Origin of the sequence: Parablautia sp. Marseille-Q6255 (assembly GCF_951230155.1) — a bacterium.
Taxonomy (GTDB): Bacteria; Bacillota; Clostridia; order Lachnospirales; family Lachnospiraceae; genus Choladousia.
Genome location: NZ_CATNVD010000005.1, coordinates 164,731 through 183,893 on the forward strand (window position 1 = coordinate 164,731; position 19,163 = coordinate 183,893).

Annotated in this window: 20 protein-coding genes; 14 read left to right on the forward strand and 6 right to left on the reverse strand. The window is 47.1% G+C overall.

Annotated features, from left to right (window positions below; genetic code table 11):
• The first annotated feature begins 4 nt into the window (after positions 1-4).
• The 5 genes from QOX44_RS05345 to QOX44_RS05365 all read left to right on the forward strand — a co-directional run bounded on the left by QOX44_RS05345 (position 5) and on the right by QOX44_RS05365 (position 5,786).
• Positions 5-1,276 carry a DUF5716 family protein gene (locus QOX44_RS05345; RefSeq protein ID WP_283681877.1) on the forward strand — a complete coding sequence of 424 codons (1,272 nt, stop codon included), beginning with the start codon at positions 5-7 and terminating at the stop codon, positions 1,274-1,276.
• Between the two features lie 46 nt (positions 1,277-1,322).
• Positions 1,323-2,117: a hypothetical protein gene (locus tag QOX44_RS05350; RefSeq protein ID WP_283681879.1), complete on the forward strand. Its 795-nt coding sequence runs from the start codon at positions 1,323-1,325 to the stop codon at positions 2,115-2,117.
• A 116-nt stretch (positions 2,118-2,233) separates the two neighbouring features.
• Positions 2,234-3,667: an adenylosuccinate lyase gene (gene purB / locus QOX44_RS05355; RefSeq protein ID WP_283681881.1), complete on the forward strand. Its 1,434-nt coding sequence runs from the start codon at positions 2,234-2,236 to the stop codon at positions 3,665-3,667.
• A gap of 128 nt (positions 3,668-3,795) precedes the next feature.
• A complete protein-coding gene (locus tag QOX44_RS05360) occupies positions 3,796-5,070 on the forward strand; it encodes an adenylosuccinate synthase (protein WP_283681882.1) in 1,275 nt (424 codons plus the stop codon).
• Between the two features lie 188 nt (positions 5,071-5,258).
• A complete protein-coding gene (locus tag QOX44_RS05365; protein WP_283681883.1) occupies positions 5,259-5,786 on the forward strand; it encodes a GNAT family N-acetyltransferase in 528 nt (175 codons plus the stop codon).
• A 116-nt stretch (positions 5,787-5,902) separates the two neighbouring features.
• Here the strand turns inward: QOX44_RS05365 and QOX44_RS05370 are convergent, their stop codons facing one another.
• On the reverse strand, positions 5,903-6,919 hold the full coding sequence (locus QOX44_RS05370; protein ID WP_283681885.1) for a LacI family DNA-binding transcriptional regulator: 1,017 nt from the start codon (positions 6,917-6,919) through the stop codon (positions 5,903-5,905).
• A 348-nt stretch (positions 6,920-7,267) separates the two neighbouring features.
• On the opposite strand from QOX44_RS05370, the gene QOX44_RS05375 reads away from it, so the two are divergent.
• The 7 genes from QOX44_RS05375 (at position 7,268) to aroE (ending at position 13,376) form a co-directional block, all read left to right on the forward strand.
• Entirely contained in the window at positions 7,268-8,419 is a 1,152-nt protein-coding gene (locus tag QOX44_RS05375) for an ABC transporter substrate-binding protein (protein WP_283681886.1), read from the forward strand.
• Between the two features lie 75 nt (positions 8,420-8,494).
• Positions 8,495-9,361 (forward strand): branched-chain amino acid ABC transporter permease, encoded by an 867-nt coding sequence (locus tag QOX44_RS05380; protein ID WP_283681888.1) that lies wholly within the window; start codon positions 8,495-8,497, stop codon positions 9,359-9,361.
• Positions 9,362-9,370: 9 nt separating this feature from the next.
• Entirely contained in the window at positions 9,371-10,354 is a 984-nt protein-coding gene (locus QOX44_RS05385; protein WP_283681890.1) for a branched-chain amino acid ABC transporter permease, read from the forward strand.
• On the forward strand, positions 10,305-11,078 hold the full coding sequence (locus QOX44_RS05390; RefSeq protein WP_283681892.1) for an ABC transporter ATP-binding protein: 774 nt from the start codon (positions 10,305-10,307) through the stop codon (positions 11,076-11,078). The genes QOX44_RS05385 and QOX44_RS05390 overlap by 50 nt, the downstream gene beginning before the upstream one ends.
• Positions 11,065-11,826, forward strand: a complete 762-nt coding sequence (locus QOX44_RS05395) for an ABC transporter ATP-binding protein (RefSeq protein ID WP_283681894.1) — start codon at positions 11,065-11,067, stop codon at positions 11,824-11,826. The genes QOX44_RS05390 and QOX44_RS05395 overlap by 14 nt, the downstream gene beginning before the upstream one ends.
• Before the next feature lies 1 nt (position 11,827).
• On the forward strand, positions 11,828-12,286 hold the full coding sequence (locus QOX44_RS05400) for an RpiB/LacA/LacB family sugar-phosphate isomerase (protein ID WP_283681896.1): 459 nt from the start codon (positions 11,828-11,830) through the stop codon (positions 12,284-12,286).
• A 229-nt stretch (positions 12,287-12,515) separates the two neighbouring features.
• Complete coding sequence (gene aroE / locus QOX44_RS05405) at positions 12,516-13,376, forward strand: shikimate dehydrogenase (protein ID WP_283681899.1); 861 nt, start codon at positions 12,516-12,518, stop codon at positions 13,374-13,376.
• A gap of 85 nt (positions 13,377-13,461) precedes the next feature.
• Here the strand turns inward: aroE and QOX44_RS05410 are convergent, their stop codons facing one another.
• The 5 genes from QOX44_RS05410 to QOX44_RS05430 all read right to left on the reverse strand — a co-directional run bounded on the left by QOX44_RS05410 (position 13,462) and on the right by QOX44_RS05430 (position 16,867).
• Positions 13,462-14,070, reverse strand: coding sequence for an HAD family hydrolase (locus tag QOX44_RS05410; protein WP_283681902.1), 609 nt, complete (start codon positions 14,068-14,070; stop codon positions 13,462-13,464).
• A 16-nt stretch (positions 14,071-14,086) separates the two neighbouring features.
• A complete protein-coding gene (locus QOX44_RS05415; RefSeq protein WP_283681904.1) occupies positions 14,087-14,356 on the reverse strand; it encodes a hypothetical protein in 270 nt (89 codons plus the stop codon).
• 91 nt (positions 14,357-14,447) lie between these two features.
• Positions 14,448-15,179: an ABC transporter permease gene (locus tag QOX44_RS05420; protein ID WP_283681906.1), complete on the reverse strand. Its 732-nt coding sequence runs from the start codon at positions 15,177-15,179 to the stop codon at positions 14,448-14,450.
• A 3-nt stretch (positions 15,180-15,182) separates the two neighbouring features.
• Positions 15,183-15,956 carry an ABC transporter permease gene (locus tag QOX44_RS05425; RefSeq protein WP_283681907.1) on the reverse strand — a complete coding sequence of 258 codons (774 nt, stop codon included), beginning with the start codon at positions 15,954-15,956 and terminating at the stop codon, positions 15,183-15,185.
• The gene (locus QOX44_RS05430; protein WP_283681909.1) at positions 15,953-16,867 is read right to left on the reverse strand and encodes an ATP-binding cassette domain-containing protein; all 915 of its coding nucleotides are present in this window, start codon (positions 16,865-16,867) and stop codon (positions 15,953-15,955) included. The genes QOX44_RS05425 and QOX44_RS05430 overlap by 4 nt, the downstream gene beginning before the upstream one ends.
• A 201-nt stretch (positions 16,868-17,068) precedes the next feature.
• Between QOX44_RS05430 and QOX44_RS05435 the strand changes: the two genes are divergently transcribed.
• Positions 17,069-17,785, forward strand: coding sequence for a response regulator transcription factor (locus QOX44_RS05435; RefSeq protein WP_283681910.1), 717 nt, complete (start codon positions 17,069-17,071; stop codon positions 17,783-17,785).
• Positions 17,782-19,161 carry a sensor histidine kinase gene (locus QOX44_RS05440; protein ID WP_283681911.1) on the forward strand — a complete coding sequence of 460 codons (1,380 nt, stop codon included), beginning with the start codon at positions 17,782-17,784 and terminating at the stop codon, positions 19,159-19,161. The genes QOX44_RS05435 and QOX44_RS05440 overlap by 4 nt, the downstream gene beginning before the upstream one ends.
• The last annotated feature ends 2 nt before the right edge of the window (positions 19,162-19,163 follow it).

Here is a 19,163-nt window from a genome sequence, read left to right on the forward strand (position 1 = left end):
GCTTATGATACAGGCAACAAATGAATTGATACTTGGGATAGAACTAAATGAAGCGTATGCGCAGCTTACGTATTATCATCAGTCGGTAAAGGAACCCGTCACAGTCGGCGCCCCGGATGCCTCTGAGCAGCTTCAGTTTCCGATGGCGCTGCGCAGAGATGCCTCCGGGAACTGGGATTTCTGGGATGGGGCGCCGCAGCAGGAGGAGAAGCCGGATGCGTTTCGCATTTCTGATATTTTCGGGAAGATCTGCCGCTCGGAGCGTATCGAAGATCAGGGTGAGCTTATGCCTGCGGCAAAGCTGTTTTGCATTTACTTCACACAGTGCTTTCAGACGCTGAAGCTCCTTGTGCATAATTCCACGCTGCATGTGATGGTGACGGTACGTGACCTGACAGAGGAGCTCGGGGCAGTCCTTGTAGAAGCGCTGGTACAAAGCGGGGTAGACCGCCGCAGGATTTATCTGCAGGATTATCTTTCCTCCTTTTATTATTATACAGTCAACCAGAAAAAAGAGCTGTGGTATCAGGATGTGGCGCTGCTTGAGTATGAGCAGGAAGCGATCGTCGGATATATTCTGCATATCGACCGCACGACAAAGCCCGCGATCGCGCGCGTGGATAAGGTGGCAAGACAGCCGATGGATGAGACGGTGCGCGCGGGGCGCAGCGAGCAGGACTGGAAAAAGGAGAAGGACAGGCTGTTTTTTGAGCTCCTGAAAAAGGTATTTGAACGACGGACGATCTCAACGAGCTATCTGATGGGAGATTATTTTAATAAGAGCTGGGCGGAGCGGTCCATCCAGTATCTGTGCTACAAGCGGCATGCATTTCAGGGCAAAAACCTCTATTCCAAGGGAGCCTGCTATGCGGCGATGGAGCGCGCAGGTCTGATCGTGATGAAGGATCTGCTGTTTGGCGGCCGTGATATGATAGACCGGAACCTGGGAATGGAGATGCGCATCCGTGGAAAAGATACCTTTTATCCTCTGATCAGTGCAGGTGTGAACTGGTATGAGGCGCATCATGTCTGCGAGTTTACATTGAACCACGAGCGGGAGATCCGTGTGATCTCACAGCCGATGGCGGAGGGTGAGAGCATCGTGCATATGATGCGTCTGCCCGGGCTTCCGGACCGGCCAAACCGCGCTACGCGGCTGCGTCTGGATGTGTATTTTTCCTCACCGTCCAGATGCCATATCGAGGTGGAGGATCTGGGGTTTGGAGGCTTTTATAAGCCGTCAGGGCTGGTATGGGAGCGGACCGTCACATTTTAGCAGCCCTTAAGACCAAGATTTATACACAGTCAGGAGCGTGTTTTTTATGAGCTACGATTTGTGTCTGCGAAAGCAGGCGGAAAAACCATATTATATTGAAAGCATACGGACAGGCATTTATTCTCTGGAGGAGCTGTGTTTTTATCTTTACCACAATATCTGTCTGATCGATGAGACGATCATGAATGAAGGCCTGTGCGACTGGATCCGGGATGAGCTGGGACTTACGCGGCTGTACAGGCAGCTTTATGCACAGCTTGAGAAAAAAGAAAGCGCGGTATTTTTTATTATGCCGATCTTTCGCGAGGCAGGATATCTGTCGCAGCAGGAGTTAAGAGAGTTTCAGGAGCGCCTGACAAAGCTTGAAGTGCAGTCGGAGGATATGAAGCAGAAGCTAAGAGGCGACTATCTGGTAAAGGAGCAGATGTTTGCACGGGCGGTATGGGAATATGACCAGATCCTGGAACGGAGAAATCCGGGCAAGCTTGGCACACAGTTTTATGCGGCAGTCTGGAATAATCTGGGATGTGCCTATGCGGGGCTGTTTCAGTTTGAGCAGGCGGCAAAATGTTACTGGGAATCCTACAGCCTGATGAAAACAAAGGAGACCTTCCGCAAATATGTGAGCGCGCTTCCGCTGTTCTTGTCAGAGGAAGCGTACCGGGAAAGGCTTGAGAAGCTGCAGGCAGACACGTATCTGGTCCAGAAAATCCAGGAATATAATGCAAAGGTATTAAGCAAAGAGGAATTTCGCAGAGAGATGCAGCGCACCCTTGACGGCAGTACGCAGATGCTGATAAAGGATCTGAAGGAGCAGTATTGCAGAAGTACGAAGCTTTGAATCGTGAGAAACCGTCTGAAGATATGTGCACGTTGCTATTGCGTTATTTAGATATATCATGTAAAATCAGAACGTAAAAGGAAAAAGCTAACACAGTGATAGAAAAGGAGATTCTTATGAGTACAGACAGATACCAGAGTCCACTTTCGGAGCGTTATGCGAGCAAAGAGATGCAGTATATTTTTTCTCCGGATATGAAATTCCGCACATGGAGAAGACTGTGGATCGCACTTGCTGAGACAGAAAAAGAGCTTGGCCTCGATATTACAGACGAGCAGATCGAGGAGCTGAAGGCATTTCAGGATGATATTAATTACGATGTGGCAAAGGAGCGGGAGAAGATCGTGCGCCATGATGTTATGTCACACGTATATGCGTACGGTGTGCAGTGCCCGAAGGCAAAGCCGATCATCCATCTCGGAGCGACCTCCTGCTATGTAGGGGACAATACAGACATCATCGTGATGACGCAGGCGCTTTTGCTTGTGAAGAAGAAACTGGTAAATGTCATTGCTCAGCTGGCAGATTTTGCGCAGCAGTACAAAGAGCTTCCGACACTTGCATTTACTCATTTCCAGCCGGCGCAGCCTACGACAGTGGGCAAGAGAGCAACCCTGTGGGCACAGGAGTTTTTGATGGACCTGGAGGATCTCGATCACGTGCTTTCTACAATGAAGCTGCTTGGCTCCAAGGGAACGACAGGAACACAGGCAAGCTTCCTGGAACTGTTTGACGGAGATCAGGAAAAGATCGACCGGATCGATCCGATGATCGCACAGAAGATGGGCTTTGAGGCATGTGTCGCAGTATCCGGTCAGACGTATTCCAGAAAGACGGATACGAGAGTCCTGAACGTACTTGCAGGTATTGCCGCGAGCGCGCACAAGATGTCAAATGACATCCGTCTGCTGCAGCACTTAAAAGAGGTGGAAGAGCCGTTTGAAAAGACACAGATCGGTTCCTCTGCGATGGCATATAAGCGCAATCCGATGAGAAGTGAGCGTATCGCGTCTCTGGCACGCTACGTGCTCTGTGATGCGTTAAACCCGGCGATCACGTCTTCCTGTCAGTGGTTTGAGCGTACTCTGGATGACTCTGCAAACAAGCGTCTGTCCATCCCGGAAGGTTTTCTGGCTGTGGACGGTATACTGGATCTGTGCCTGAACGTGACAGACGGACTGAAGGTATACCCGAAGGTTATTGAGAAGCGCCTGATGTCAGAGCTTCCGTTTATGGCGACAGAGAACATCATGATGGATGCAGTAAAGGCAGGAGGAGACCGTCAGGAACTCCATGAGAAGATCCGCACGCTGTCTATGGAGGCAGGACGCAATGTCAAAGAAGAAGGAAAAGAAAACAATCTTCTCGAGCTGATCGCGGCAGACCCGTCCTTTAATATGTCACTGGAGGATCTGAAAAAGTCCATGGATCCATCACGCTATACGGGACGCTCAAAAGAGCAGGTAGAGAAGTTTGTCACGGATGTTGTGAACCCGGTGCTTGCGGCAAATAAAGAGCTGCTTGGCGTGCAGGTGGAGATCAATGTCTGATCAGAATATATAATTTACTTATCAGAGAAAGTGTAGTATAATGTGCACGGAGTGCAGGTCATGGCTGCACGGAAATGTTTAATACGGATTACCACACAGATTTTGCGGTGGATTCAGGAGGAATTATTATGGTACAGGCAGTAGTAGGGGCCAATTGGGGAGACGAAGGTAAAGGAAAGATCACAGATATGCTCGCGGAGAAGGCGGATATCATCGTGCGCTTTCAGGGAGGAGCAAATGCCGGTCATACGATTGTAAATAATTATGGCAAGTTTGCTCTGCATACACTTCCGTCCGGAGTATTTTATGATCATACAACGAGCATTATCGGAAATGGAGTAGCGCTTAATATCCCGGTACTGTTCAATGAAGTGAAAAGCATTGTAGACAGAGGCGTTCCGGCACCGAAGATTCTCGTATCGGACCGTGCACAGATCGTGATGTCCTACCACATTCTCTTTGATCAGTATGAAGAGGAGCGGCTGGGCGGAAAATCATTCGGATCCACAAAATCCGGTATTGCGCCGTTTTATTCAGATAAGTTTTCCAAGATCGGTTTCCAGGTGAGCGAGCTTTTTGATGAGGAGCTGCTTGCAGAAAAGGTACAGCGCATCTGCGATCTCAAGAATCCGATACTGGAGCATCTTTACCACAAGCCGCTTCTGACACCGGAAGGGCTTCTGGAGGAGCTGCACGGTTATCGTGAGATGGTCAGACCGTTTGTGTGCGATACATCAGCATTTTTATATCAGGCGCTGAAGGAAGGGAAAAATATCCTTCTGGAAGGGCAGCTTGGCTCTTTAAAGGACCCGGATCACGGTATTTATCCAATGGTGACCTCTTCCTCGACGCTGGCAGGTTACGGTGCAGTCGGCGCAGGCATCCCGCCGTATGAGATCAAGAAGGTCGTGACTGTCTGCAAGGCTTATTCCAGTGCAGTTGGTGCGGGGGCATTTGTCAGTGAGATTTTCGGAGAGGAAGCAGACGAGCTGCGCAGACGCGGAGGCGACGGCGGTGAGTTTGGCGCCACAACAGGACGTCCGAGAAGAATGGGATGGTTTGACTGCGTGGCATCTAAATATGGCTGCCGTATTCAGGGTACGACAGATGTGGCGTTTACCGTGCTTGACGTTCTGGGCTATCTGGAGGAGATCCCGGTATGTGTCGGGTATGAGATCGACGGCGAGGTGACAACAGAGTTTCCAACGACTGCTCTGCTTGAAAAGGCAAAGCCGGTATTGAAGAAGCTGCCGGGATGGAACTGTGATATACGCGGCATTAAGAAGTACGAGGATCTTCCGGCGAACTGCAGAAAGTATGTAGAGTTTGTAGAAGAGCAGATCGGCTTCCCGATCACGATGGTATCAAACGGCCCTGGAAGAGACGATATCATTTACAGATAACGATCGTTCCGGGACAGGAAAAAGGAACGTTTGGCGGCCGATATGGGAAAGAAAAAATGAGGGTAAGAAATCCATACAGGTAAGAAAGACCAGAGACTGTGCAAAGCGCCCGGACAGAATCCGTGAGGCAGGCTGAGGACAGTCTCTGTTTCTTTCTTGCAGTTTGACAGAAAGAGGTTACAGGTACAATGGAATACAGAGTATTAGCAAAGGATGAGATAAACCGGGAGCTGTTTTTGCATTTTATCAGGCATCAGATTGTCGAAAAATGCTGGAGAAGAGAGGGCGGCGAATGGGTGATCAAAACTGCTGCGTTTATTGATGACTGGAGTGAGGCAGATTATCAGGTACTGATCGGATGCCTGAAAAATACCGTTGAAACAGGCGGCCTTGTCTGCGGCGCCTTTTATCAGGGTGAGCTGAAGGGATTTGTGTCCGTTGAGGCAGGGCTATTCGGCGGAGAAGAGAAGTATCTGGATCTGTCGAGCCTGCACGTCTCAGAGGATATGAGAAGTAAAGGGATCGGCAGGACGCTGTTTCTGACCGCGAAGGACTGGGCAAAGGCGCATGGCGCAGAGAAGCTTTATATTTCCGCTCATTCCGCAGTGGAAACGCAGGCGTTCTATCGAAGCATGGGATGTGTGGAGGCAGCAGTTTATAATCAGGAGCACACAGAGGCAGAACCGTATGACTGCCAGATGGAGTGCAGGGTGTAGGAGAATAGTGAGATAAAGGTGGATGCGTATGCAGTTCAATCGGAGTGAGTCGTAGATTATATTGAGACTCACTCCGTTTGGAAACGAACGGTTTGTTTTTCGTCAGTTTAAACAGACTACTTTGGCGGATATGTGCTGTCACCGATGATCAGATTAGTAGAAAAACGTATTTCCCGGTTGGGAATGTCATTTTTAGCTTCGATTCGCTCGATAATGAGCTCAGCCAGCCGAGTGCCCATAGAAGCTGAGGACTGGTCTACACAGGTTGGCTGGACATAAAGTAAGTCGTGGTTTTCAATAGTTCCAAAACTACATAAAGATAAATCCTTAGGAATAGCAATGTGAGCATTGCGACAATATTTCATAGCACCAAGCGCAAGAAGGTTATTTGAGGAAATAACAGCAGTTGCTCCCTGGGCATAAAGATATTTGGTGCCTTCCATACCGGTAGAAAGACGATTAAAGTGACCGCGATAGAGATAAGGATAGTTCTCGTCTACATTAATACCGATTTCACGCATTGCATATTGAAATCCAGAGAGACGTTCCTGAGAAGAAGAAACGTAAGACTGCCCGTTTAACAGTCCAATTTTTGTGTGCCCGAGACGAATTAGATATTGTGTCAAATCCCGCAATCCGGAAAAGTTGTCGTTGTCAACAAAATCTCCTTTGAAGTCTGGATCAGGTACACGTCGGCTAAAAAGTGCAATGGGAATCTGATGGCTGATTTGCGTAATCAGTTTATAATTTTTTCCGCTTGAGTTGATGATAATACCGTCCACCTGTTTTTCACGGAGTAATGATAAATATTTCTCTTCTCGATCTTGACTGTCATCTGTGGAACAGACAAACAGATTATATCCGTGCTGGTTCAAAATATCTTCAACTGCGCGGGCCATAGTAGTGAAAAAACTGTTAGCGATATCAGATACTACAAAACCGATTGTTTTCGAACTTTCGTTTTTTAAGGTACGCGCGATAAAATTGGGATAATATCCAAGCTTTTCTATAGCAAGATTGACTTTTGCAGCCAGTTCATTGTTTACAGATGCATTTTTATTTAATACGCGTGAGACAGTAGCAATAGAAACACCAGCTTCACATGCTACGTCTTTTATAGTTGGGTTTGCCATAGTATTCACCTCAAAGAATATTTAAAATATAACACAAGAAAAGGTTTACTCAAATGATATATGAGAAAAATGAAAAAAGCAAGAGATTTCTAAAATAAAACGCCATGGATCGTTAAATATAACAAAAAAATAATCGAAAAATTGTGAAAAACTGATGAAATATCTAAAAGTATAGAAGGTTATATTGACAAGTATTCGTATAATGTGTAAAATAGGCCTATAAAGAAAACGTATTCACAAAAAATGGAAAAGTGGAAATATAGAAAACAAATAAAAACACTATAAATTCCATGATTTTCCATATATTTTTTAGTGAGTGAGAAAACGTTTACAGAAAAGGAGGAAGGTATGATGAACAAAAAAATGGCAGGAATGATTCTTTCAATGCTTATGGTGACAGGGACAGTTATGGGGGCTGTACCAACATCTGCAGCAGGGGATACGATTAAGATCGGTCTGACTGTACCGCTTAGTGGTGATCGCGCTTCAGAAGGAAGTTATGCTACGAATGCTCTGGAGCTGGTTGTAGAAGAAATTAATTCAGCAGGCGGAGTTCTGGGAAAAGATATTGAAGTGGTGGTGCAGGATACAACGGGGACGGATGTAGGCGCTACAAATGCGTATCTAAAATTGGCAGCAGACGATGACATCGTTGCGATCATTGGCTCTGATAATTCAAACGATAATATTGCAATTGCAGCTTCAGCAGAGGCATCTCAGATCTTGACAACTACGCAAGGTTCCAGCCCGACCCTCCAGGAGACTTGTGAAGCTGGAGAATGGCTGTTTCAGCTAAGAGCATGTGATTCAACACTCTGTGCGGCACTTATGGATTATGCAGTAAATGAAATGGGATCAAAAAGTTTTACGATCATTCATGATACAGAAACGGCTTCTGCTGATCAGGCAAGACTGTTTCAGGAAGGCATTGAAGCGAATGGCGGAACCGTTGATGAAGTAATTCCTTTTACAAACGGAACGAAAGATTTTACCGCACAACTTAGTCAAGCCATGCAGTCAGATTCTGATGCATTGGTTGTAGCTTGTCTTCAGACTGAAGCAGCCATTTTGATTCAGCAGGCAAAGGCCCTGGGAATTGAGAAGCCGATTTATGGTTCTAATGCGTTTGGTGATCCTGTAACGGTTGACCTGGCAGGAGAGTCGATCAATGATGCTTACAGTATTACAGCCTGGGTACCAGACTCTCCAAATGAAATGGGGGCTGAATTTTCTAAAAAGTATGAGGAGACATATGATGAAGCCTGTGCAAAAGCAGCTGCACAGATTAGAGATCATATTTATGTGATCTGTGAGGCGATTGAGACGGCAGGCTCAACAGATCGTACAGAGGTTCGTGACGCTATGTTGACCTTAACAAATTATGAAGGTGCAATTACAACGTATGACTGTAGTCTCAAAGGTAATTGTGGTAAGGGAGGACTGATTGTACAGGTGAAGGATCTGATCCCTACAGTAGTAGAAGAAATTACGACAAAGTAAGGCGCGATCAGAATAAGAATACGATATTGCTAATTTATGTTAGATGAATGAAAGTGTAAAACTGGAGGGGGTAATATGTTTATACAATTACTGATATCAGGTATTGCAGTAGGCGTTATTTATGGTCTGATTGCTATGGGCATGGTATTGATTTTCAGGACAGTAGGCATCATGAATTTTGCACAGGGTGATTTCCTGATGTTTGGAGGCTACTTTGCATATACCTTTAATCAGATGTTCGGATTGAATATTGTGATATCATTGATTCTTGCGGCGTTATGTATGGGAGTTATAGGTGTTATCTTTATGAGAACTTCTTATTGGGCGCTGCGAAAAGCACAGGCAAAAGCAATCATTGTCAGTGCGATGGGGGCATCTATCGTTTTACGCGAAGGAGCACGGCATATCTGGGGTGCGATTCCGCTGACACTTGATCGCGTAAAGGAGGGATCTGTTGTTTTAGCCGGCGCTACAATACAGTGGCAGTATGTGGCGATTATTGGTATTGCATTGCTCATGATGCTGCTTGTTTACTTTCTTTTGGAGAAAACTTTCATTGGAAATATTATGCAGGCAACTGCCCAGGATCAGTACATGTCATCGCTTGTCGGGATTCCAGTTGTGGTATCAATCGGTCTGACCTTTGCACTTAGTGCAGTGATTACAGGAATTTGCGGCGGACTTTTGGCACCTATTTTCTTTTTGAATAATACGATGGGAACAATGGCAGGATCTAAGGCATTTGCAGCTATTGTTATTGGCGGATTCGGCAGTGTACCGGGAGCAATTATAGGTGGACTGATTGTAGGATTAGTAGAACAATTTGGTGGTGCTTATATTTCTTCCACATATCAGCTGGCGCTTATTTATATAGTATTGATTGTATTTCTGATGTTCCGTCCGAAGGGGCTGTTTCAGGAAAAAATTCAGGAGAAGGCATAGGAGGTCAGTATGTTAGCGAGGAAAAAGAGAAATACGCCGGTTATTGTTATCACGGCATTTTTAATTTTACTGATAGCGGTTGTACCCCAATTTACTTCTACCTATACTGTGCGTATTCTAAGTGTGGCGTTGATTAATTATCTGTGCGTACTCAGTGTATATGTGTTGCTGGGACTTTGTGGTCAGAATTCATTTGCCCAGGCTGGTTTTTGGGGGATAGGAGCATATATTGCCGGAAATATTCTAACCAAAACTTTCGGGGGAAGCCTGACTGCATTTGTAGCAGCTGTATGTGGGACAGCGTTTTTAGCATTTATTTTAGGTTTTGCATTTTTCAGGTTAAGGCAATATTACTTTACATTTGCTTCTATTGGATTGATGACCATATTGAATGTGCTCTTTATTAACTGGGTGGATTTTTCAGGCGGCGCGTTGGGGATGAAAGAAATACCAACTTTTCAGCTGTTCGGATTTTCAGCAGACAGTGAAACTAGTAAGCTTTATGTCGTATTTGCAGTATGTCTAGTAGCAACTTTTTTGATTTTGCTACTATTTCATTCATCTTTAGGCCGTTCTTTTATGGCGATACGAGATAACGAAATGGCAGCAGACAGTATGGGAATCAACAGTCTGCTGACAAAGAGCATTGCATTTGCAATTTCAGGAGCACTTTGTGGTGCTGCCGGGGCAATGTGGGCTTCTGTATCGGGTTATCTGAGTTATCAGAGTTTTACGTACAACCAATCCACGATTTATCTTGTTATGATTATGATTGGCGGGACAGGTTCTCCGATAGGTGCATTGATCGGAACGGCTGCAATTACGATTTTGCAGGAGGGCTTCCGTTCACTTCAAGACTATATGCAGCTCATATACGGTATAGGTGTCATTATTTTGATGATTTTCCAGCCAGAAGGAATTTGGGGAGGAGGAAAGATACTGTATGAACGTTTTAGGAAACACAGAGAAAAATCCAAAGTTAGTGCTGTCTGATGTATGTAAAAATTTTGGAGGTGTTGTAGCTGCAAGAGATATCAATCTGGAAATTTTCGGAGGAGAAGTTGTAGGGCTGATCGGACCAAATGGAGCCGGGAAAACAACATTGATTAATTTAATTACAGGCGTATATAAGGTCGATAAAGGAAAAATTTATTTTAAAGGTAAAGATATTACGGCACAGGCAACTTACCAGAGAGCAATACAGGGAATTGGAAGAACATTTCAGCATCCGCATCTTCTTGATCGCTGTGATATTTGGACAAATATTATTATGGGCAGCGATATGGCGGCAAGAAAAAAGCATGGGAACAAGGTGGATTTAGATAAAGTGTTGCCTGAACTGTTGGAGTGTGCCGGGCTGCAAGCTATTTATTTAGATGATCCTATGAGCAAACTGTCATATGGCCAGCAAAAATTGTTGGAAGTAGTACGGGTATTATTAAGTCAGCCAGATATATTGCTGCTGGATGAGCCGGCTGCCGGGTTGAATAACCGGGAGACGCAATATGTGTCAGATTTAATACGGTATGCGGTAAAACACGATATTGGCGTTTTACTGATTGAACATTCTATGGAATTGGTCATGAGTATCTGCGATCGCATAACAGTATTAAATTTTGGGCATCAGATTACGACCGGTTTGCCTGAAGAAGTGCAGAATAACACAGAGGTAATTGAAGCTTATTTAGGAGGGGGGCTTGCAGATGCTGAGGATTGAGAAGCTTGTGACGCGGTATGGCAGTATAGAAGCCCTCCATGGAATCAGTCTTTCAATAGGTGCCAATGAAATGGTTGCATTGATCGGGGCAAATGGGGCCGGAAAAACAACATTGCTCAACAGTATTTCAGGTACGTTGTCCACTTCTGGAAGAATAGAATTTGAAGGAAAAGATATTCAACAGATGAAAGCAGCGCACATAGCGAAAATGGGCGTATTGCAAGTACCAGAAGGGCGGCATGTATTTCCAGGGCTTACAGTTGAAGAAAATTTACTGGTGGGTACGGTGGCTAGCAAAGGGATGCGCCTGAAACCAGGAAATAATTCGGAAGATATGGAAATGGTTTTTGCGATTTTTCCCAGATTAAAAGAAAGAAGAAAACAGCTGGCGTGGAGTATGAGTGGTGGCGAGCAGCAGATGCTGGCGATTGGTCGGGCATTGATGGGTAAACCGAAACTGTTAATGCTTGATGAGCCAAGTATGGGACTTGCCCCGATTGTTATTGAGGAATTATTTGAAAAAATTGTTGAAATTAACAAAGCAGGTGTTCCAATCTTAATGGTGGAACAAAATGCCAGATTGGCGTTGAAGGTTTCTGACCGGGCTTATATTTTGGAACGGGGTATTATTACTGCGGAGGGAAAATCCGGAGATTTACTGCATGACCCGAAGGTACATGAAGCGTATCTTGGAAAGACAGTTGTAAGAGTAAAGAACAAAGAAAACGTGGGTAAGGAGGATGAATAGTATGATTGTATCAATAGGCAGTGACCATGCGGGATATCAGTTAAAGGTAAAATTAATTAATCAGATTCGAGAATGGGGATATGAGGTGATTGATCAGGGATGTGACAATGACAGCGAGCCGGTATATTTTCCTGATGTGGCAAAAAAGGTTTGTGAGCCGGTAATAACGGGAAAAGCACAAAAAGCGATTATGTTTTGTGGTACAGGAGTAGGAGCATCCATAGCATGTAATAAGATTCCTGGAATTCGAGCATCTATCATTCATGATATACACTGTGCCCATCAGGCAGTAGAGCATGATGATGTACAGGTGATGTGTATAGGCGGGAAAATAGTAGGAGATTGGCTGGCTCCGGATTTAATTAAAGCATTTCTGGAAGCAAAAGCAAATCAGGATAACTGGACCCCACATGTGGTAAGCATGCTGGCTGAAATGGATGGGAGTCTGCAAAATCAATAGCAGGAGTAGCTTAAGGAGAAGACGAGAAAAATAAAATACATAACCTTTGCTTGGAAGCATCCACTTTGGAGTGGGTGCTTTCTTTACATCGCGATGGTATAAAAAGAAAAAATCTGTTATAATCGAAACAGATAAAAGAAGTATATGACAGATAGGTTTATGATTACAGTAAACCAGATTTTACAGATTGAAAAAGCAGCAAATTATTTTGTGTAACAGGAGGAAGCATATGAACAAGAATTATCGTGCAGAATTAACGGGTGTGTTTGGAGACCCGGTGGATGGGAACCCGACCGGGGTGATGGAGGAAGCAGGTTACGAGGCGCTTGGTTTGAATTTCCGGTATATTACGATGAAGGTGACGCCGCAGGATTTTCCTGATGCAATGCGGGCGGTAAAGGCGCTGCATATGCGGGGCGTGAATCTGACGATGCCGCATAAGATACAGGTGCTGGATTATCTGGATGAGCGCTCAGAGGCGGCAGATATTATCGGGGCAGTGAATACGGTTGTTGTGCGTGAGGATGGGAAACTGTTTGGTGAAAATACGGATGGCAAAGGATTTGTGGAGGCTTTGCATCGGGCAGGTGTGACACTGGATAAAAAGCATGTGACGATTCTCGGCGCCGGCGGGGCTGCCAGAGCAATCGCTGTTGAGTGTGCGCTGGCGGGAGCAAAGGACATTGCCATTATAAATCGTACCCTGTCAAGAGCGCAGGAGCTTGCGGAGCTGATCTGCAAAAGGACGAAGGCAAAGGGAACCGCCCTTGCGTGGAAAGCGAACATGGCAGTCCCCGCACAGACTGACATTCTGGTCAACGCTACCTGCATCGGGCTGATGCCGGACTGCGGGGCGCTTCCGGATCTGGATTATGATACCATAACTTCTCAGATGACCGTATCGGATGTTGTTTTTAATCCGTCCTTTACCGGCTTTCTGGCAGAAGCGCAAAAGCGCGGCGCCAAAACAGTCAGCGGTCTGGGAATGCTCGCATGTCAGGGAGCAAGAAATTTTACGCTCTGGACAGGGAAAGAAGCGCCGCTGGAGATTATGGAGCAGAAGCTTTGTGAGGAATTTGGAGAGGCTTAAGCGGGCGAAAGATTTGGAGGGGATGCTGCAAAATCTACTGAAATAAGCAGCATCCCCTCCGGTATATTATTATGTTCGCTGTTTTTTATGGGTGGAGCAGTTTTTCAAGCTCTGTTTCTGCCTGCTCCTGACTTCTGAAATGGACGGTGTGGAAGCCGAGACGTTTTGCAGTCTCGATATTTTCCAGTGTATCATCGAGAAAGACAGATTCCTCCGGTATGATCTGCGGATAACGGGAAAGCAGGGAGCGGTAGATATCCTCATCCGGCTTGATCTGCTTTACCTCACAGGAGAAGACACCGCCGTCAAGCAGCGGGAGAAAATCAAGCGCGCTGCGCGTCTCCTGGATCATCCATGCAGAATAATTAGAGAGATAGTAGGTGTGATATCCGTGCTCCCTGAGTGTATGCAGCCACAGCTTTGCATAGGGTCGTCTGGAGACGAATGAGGCGGATTTTAAAAATACCTGACGAGTGTCTTCGCGGTATTCTTCCGGAGCAAGTAAGATAAAGCGCTCCAGAAGCTCTTCCATGCTGAGTACGCCGCGGTCCAGCTCCTTCCAGAGCGGTCCGCCGATCAGTGCATTTGTAATTGCGGCTTCTTTTTCCGGGGAAAATCCAAATTTTCTGATATAGCCGGTCCAGTCGAGGCCGACCAGTACCCCTCCGATATCAAAAATTACATTTCGAATCATAAAATTTCTCCTTTTGTCATTCCTGCCTGTGTTTATCTGACAGGTTTTTGTCTGTATCTTTTTGTGTGAGATCATTCTGTTTGAATTTATCGCGATTGTCAAGCACACGGGTGATCAGGATCATACCGTAGAGCAGACATGGTACGATGACCGTGCAGGCGATCGACGCAAGGAGCACGTTCTGACTGGCCGGATTTGCGGTAAGACCAAGAAACAGGGTCACACCGTACATACCGAGCAGAAGAAGGGCGCCGATCAGTGCAAGGATCCGTTTTAATTTCTGCATAAATGTGTTCGTTCCTTTCTGATTTTCCTATTTGCGTTTCAGACACCCTGCTATTCTATCAGAAATTCCAGGAAAAGGGAAGCAGAGAATTTTATGCCCGTATGTCTCTGTGTTTAAGCAGCCATATGGCGATTGCATAAAAAAGAATAAAAAAGAAAGCAGTCGCCGCCAGAAATGCGGGCAGTCCCCCGGACAACGCATCTTCTGTCTTGTTTGCGTTCATTCCCATGAGCATCAAAGTGTAAGGCCAGTACAGTCCCAGCCCCTTGTTAGAGATCAGCAGACCGAGTACGCTTCCGATAAGGGAAATGCCGATCGGGACAGAGAAGCTGCGTATGGTCATGGATAAAAGGAGCTGGAGCGCTCCGATAGCAGCTGCGGCGAGCGTACCGCGAAGGAGCCACAAAAGGATCTGTACAGGCGGCAGGCCGGGAAGCCCGATGAATTTTCCGCCCAGAAAGAAGAGCACGCCTACCCAAAGCTGTGTAAAGAGCGTGACCTGAAAGATCACAGAAAGCTTGCCCAGATAAAGGCAGGGGAGGGAGACCGGCGCCGTCATGAGCACATTCCAGTTGTTGCTGCAGTGCTCCAGACGCCAGAGGTAGGAGCAGTACAGTGCGACCAGAGGGGCATAAAAGAAACAGGCGTAAAACAGCGTATGCTGTGTCCACAGAGAATACCAGCCCTGTGACAGAATTTCTGTATTTTGCAGATAATTAAAGGTTCCCATGACAGCCGGGATGATGGGGATAAAAATACAGGCAGGAAAGATAATGCAGTGACGCAGCTTCTGCTGTTCTGCATGGATACATCGAAGAAGCATGGATCAGACCTCCTTTTTTGCGGTAAATGTACGGGTGACAAGGTATGCGGCAACAGTAAAACAGAGAAATATGGCGAATTTTGCTGCCGGGAAAGCGATATCATAATATTCGATATACCTTGTGGCAGCATCCCAGTTCATGCCGATCACAGAGAATGCGGCATAATAGCCCCACAGGATCAGGCGGGAGATATCAGCCGGGAAAAACATGGAAAACAGCCCGAGAAATGATCCGGCAAGTCCTGTGACAAGCGGCAGGATCTGGCTGCGTGAGTGCATGGACAGAAATTGCTGTACACACAGAACGAGGGCGCTTACCGTAAATACAACGACGACGGACTGCGCAAGCTGCACAGGATCAAGCTGCTCCCTGATCGGATAGAGCATTCCGCAAAGTGGAAGGAGCGCTCCCTGACCAAGTGAAAAGAGGGCCAGGTATTTCAGCCCCAACAGGTATTTGCAGTCGTAAAGGACTGTGCGCTTTTGCATGGTATAGAGAAGCTTCAGAGTATCTCCTTTTATCTCCATATCGCAGAGCCGGCTGGCAATGACAGCACACATAATGGGCAGAAGGATCACATTTAGCATGGGCAGGTTATATAAAAGCATGGTGTATCCGTGCCGCATATCATCAGAGGACGCCGTACTTAGCTGCCACAATGCCCAGAGAAATTCAAATCCCCAGAATATGGCGGGGATGCTCCAGATATATCTGCGCCGGGATTTCTGCTTTTCTGCGCGCCACTGTCTTCGGAAGGAAACGAAGGTGTCTTTCATAGGCTCACCTGCTTTCCTGTAAGATCAAGGAAAATATCCTCAAGGCTTTTTTGCTGCTGGGAAAGACGGAGTACGCCGATGCCCTCTGCTACGAGAAGCGCTACCGCACGTATGACCGTCTGATCATCCATCGACATCAAAAAAAGTGCATCCTGCGTCCACCTGACCGGAATACCGGCGCGTTCCAGTATGTTAAATGCATTCCGGTCATGATCTGTATGCAAAAGCAGCTGCGAACGGCTGTGCTCATGGAGTGCGGACAGCGTATCCTGAAAAATGAGCTGTCCTTTATCGATGATTCCGACATGCGTTGCCATCTGATCAATCTCAGAGAGCAGGTGGCTGGAGATCAAAACGGTGATGCCGTAATCGGCTGGCAGAGAGCAGATCAGCTCACGCATTTCCTGGATACCGGCAGGATCGAGTCCGTTTGTCGGCTCATCCAGGAGCAGCAGCCTGGGATTTCCAAGAAGGGCGGCAGCCAGACCGAGACGCTGCTTCATGCCGAGGGAGTACTGGCGGACTTTTTTATCCTTCTGGTCTTCCATGCGTACGATATGCAGCACACGGTCGATATCCTTCTCAGGAACCTGTTTGAGTGTACAGATGATCCTTAGATTTTCCTGCCCGCTTAAATGCCCGTAATAGGCCGGGGATTCGATCAGTGATCCGGTAGCCGAAAGGATGGACAGCCGGTTTTCCGGGGATACCCTGTGCCCGAGAATGGACATACGTCCGGCAGTGGGATGGACAAGTCCGAGCAGCAGCTTCATTGTTGTTGATTTGCCCGCGCCGTTTGGCCCGAGAAAACCATAAATGCTTTCTTCGGGTACGCGCAGGTCAAGCTGATTTACAACGGTTTTGTGATGATACTGTTTTGTAAGTGCGTCTGTAAAAATAACAGTTTTCATGAAATGCCTCCTGATATATTTGATCTGCCTGCAGTATAAAGCGGCAGCATTAGGTGAGGCTTAAGCGTACCTTATTTTTAGCTTAAATTTAGGAAGGTTTTGTACAGAACAGAAGATTTTCCTATATAATAGACAGGACAGCGCCAAAGCAAATGCAGGACAGCCAGGCGCTTGCAAAGGACAAGAAAAGAGGAGAAGAAAATGGAGCTGTATGAAAGAAAGATATTACTTGTGGATGATAATATGGAGCTGGTGCGTATGATCCGTGATATTTTGAGACGGAGCGGTTACAGAAATATCGTTACGGCAGGCTCAGTAAGAGAGGGGATACGTGTGTTTCAGGAGCAGAAGCCGGATCTGGCCGTACTGGATGTCATGCTGCCGGACGGGGATGGATTCGTACTGTTTGAAAGGCTTCGGCAGATTTCACCGGTACCGATCCTGTTTTTGTCAGCGAGAGATGAAGATCGTGACCGTCTTTTCGGCCTGGGACTCGGTGCAGATGATTATGTCACAAAGCCATTTTTGCCGCAGGAGCTTGTCCTGCGCGTGGGAGCAGTATTGAAGCGGACGTATCAGCCGCTTGCGGCCGGGCAGCCGCAGGAGCAGGTGCTGCGGCTGGGAGAGCACGAGATCCTGTTTGACCGCGCCTGTGTCAGATACCAGGGCAGGGAGACAATGTTTACAGCAAAGGAGCTGACACTTTTGCAGAAATTAAATGAGAACCGGGGCAGGATCGTTACCTTTGATGCGCTGTGCAGTGTGGCCTGGGGCGATTCGTATTATGGATATGAGAATACTCTGATGGTCCATATCAGACATCTGCGGGAAAAGATCGAGGAGGATCCCTCGCATCCGCGCTGGCTTCTGACTGCGCGGGGGATTGGATACCGTCTAGTAAAGGAGCAGGAGGTATGAAGAGTCTGTGGAAGGTCATACGGCGATATTCTCTGAGTGCAGGGCTGATCATCGCAGTCATCCTGTGCTGTAATGCAGCAGTGATCCTGTATGTCGGATATGTGACGAGCAGCGAGCAGTGTAAGCATCTGGATTCCAAACAGGAGATGGAGAAAATCGGCGCGTCCCTTGAACCTGCGAATGACAAGGAAAAAAGGACGTACAGGCTGTCTGAGCCTGGACAGAAGATTTTGGAGGAGTCGCAGTTTTTGTGGGCGCTGGGCATCGCGCCGGACGGCGCGGTTGTGTGGGAGTGGCAGGTGCCGGATCATATTCCCAGAAGTTATACGCTGCAGGATGTGGCGTCGTTTTCGAGGTGGTATCTGGGCGATTATCCGGTACGCGTATGGCGCAGCGGTGAACTGCTGCTGGTTTTTGCGACAGATCCGCAGGTGGAGTCGAGGCACAGTCTGTTTATGTCCACTGTTTTTATCCGAAATGTTCCGTTGTATCTGAAAGTGTTTCTTGCAGTGAATGCAGGAGTGATCGTGATTTTTGTCCTTTGCTTTGGCTGGAGATTTTATCAGTCCATGCGTCCGGTCGCGCAGGGGATAGAACAGCTTTCACGAAAACAACCGCTGCAGCTGCGGGAAAAGGGAGTGACCGCAGAGCTTGCGGCAAAGCTTAATGACACGTCAAGGGTTCTGGAGGAGCAGAGCAGGATGCTTGCAAGGAGAGATGAAGCGCGCACAGAGTGGATCAGCGGCGTATCACATGATATTCGCACACCGCTGTCGCTGATCGTAGGATATGCAGACCGTCTGGCGCAGGCGGAGTCGCTTGGAAAAGAGGAGCAGGCAATGGCGCAGACGATCCGGCGACAGAGTATGATCATACGAAAGCTGGTGGAGGATCTGAATCTGACTTCAAAGCTTTCCTATGATTCACAGCCCCTTCACCGGACGATGTGTTCTCTGGCATTTTTGCTGCGGGACTGTATCGCTGATTATTATAATGAGGGGCTGGAACAGAATTTTGAGATCCATGTAGAGATCTCCGAGGCAGCAGAACAGACAAAAATCTATGCAGATGCGGGACTGATCAGCCGGGCGCTGCGCAATCTGATCGGAAACAGCCTGAGGCATAATCCGCAGGGATGTACCGTAGAGGCGGTGCTTGCCGTATCATCAGGAAAGATTTTCTGCAGGATCAGCGACAGCGGGCCGGGGATTCCGGAGGAGATTGTCCAGAACATAGAGAAAAAAGACAGCAAGCTGCATATCATGGGGCTGCGTCTGGCGGCACAGATCACAAAGGCGCATGGAGGCGTCCTGGTGTTTCGCAAAAGATCCTCTGGAACGTACGATGCAGAGCTGATTTTTGACAGAGGATGGTGAGA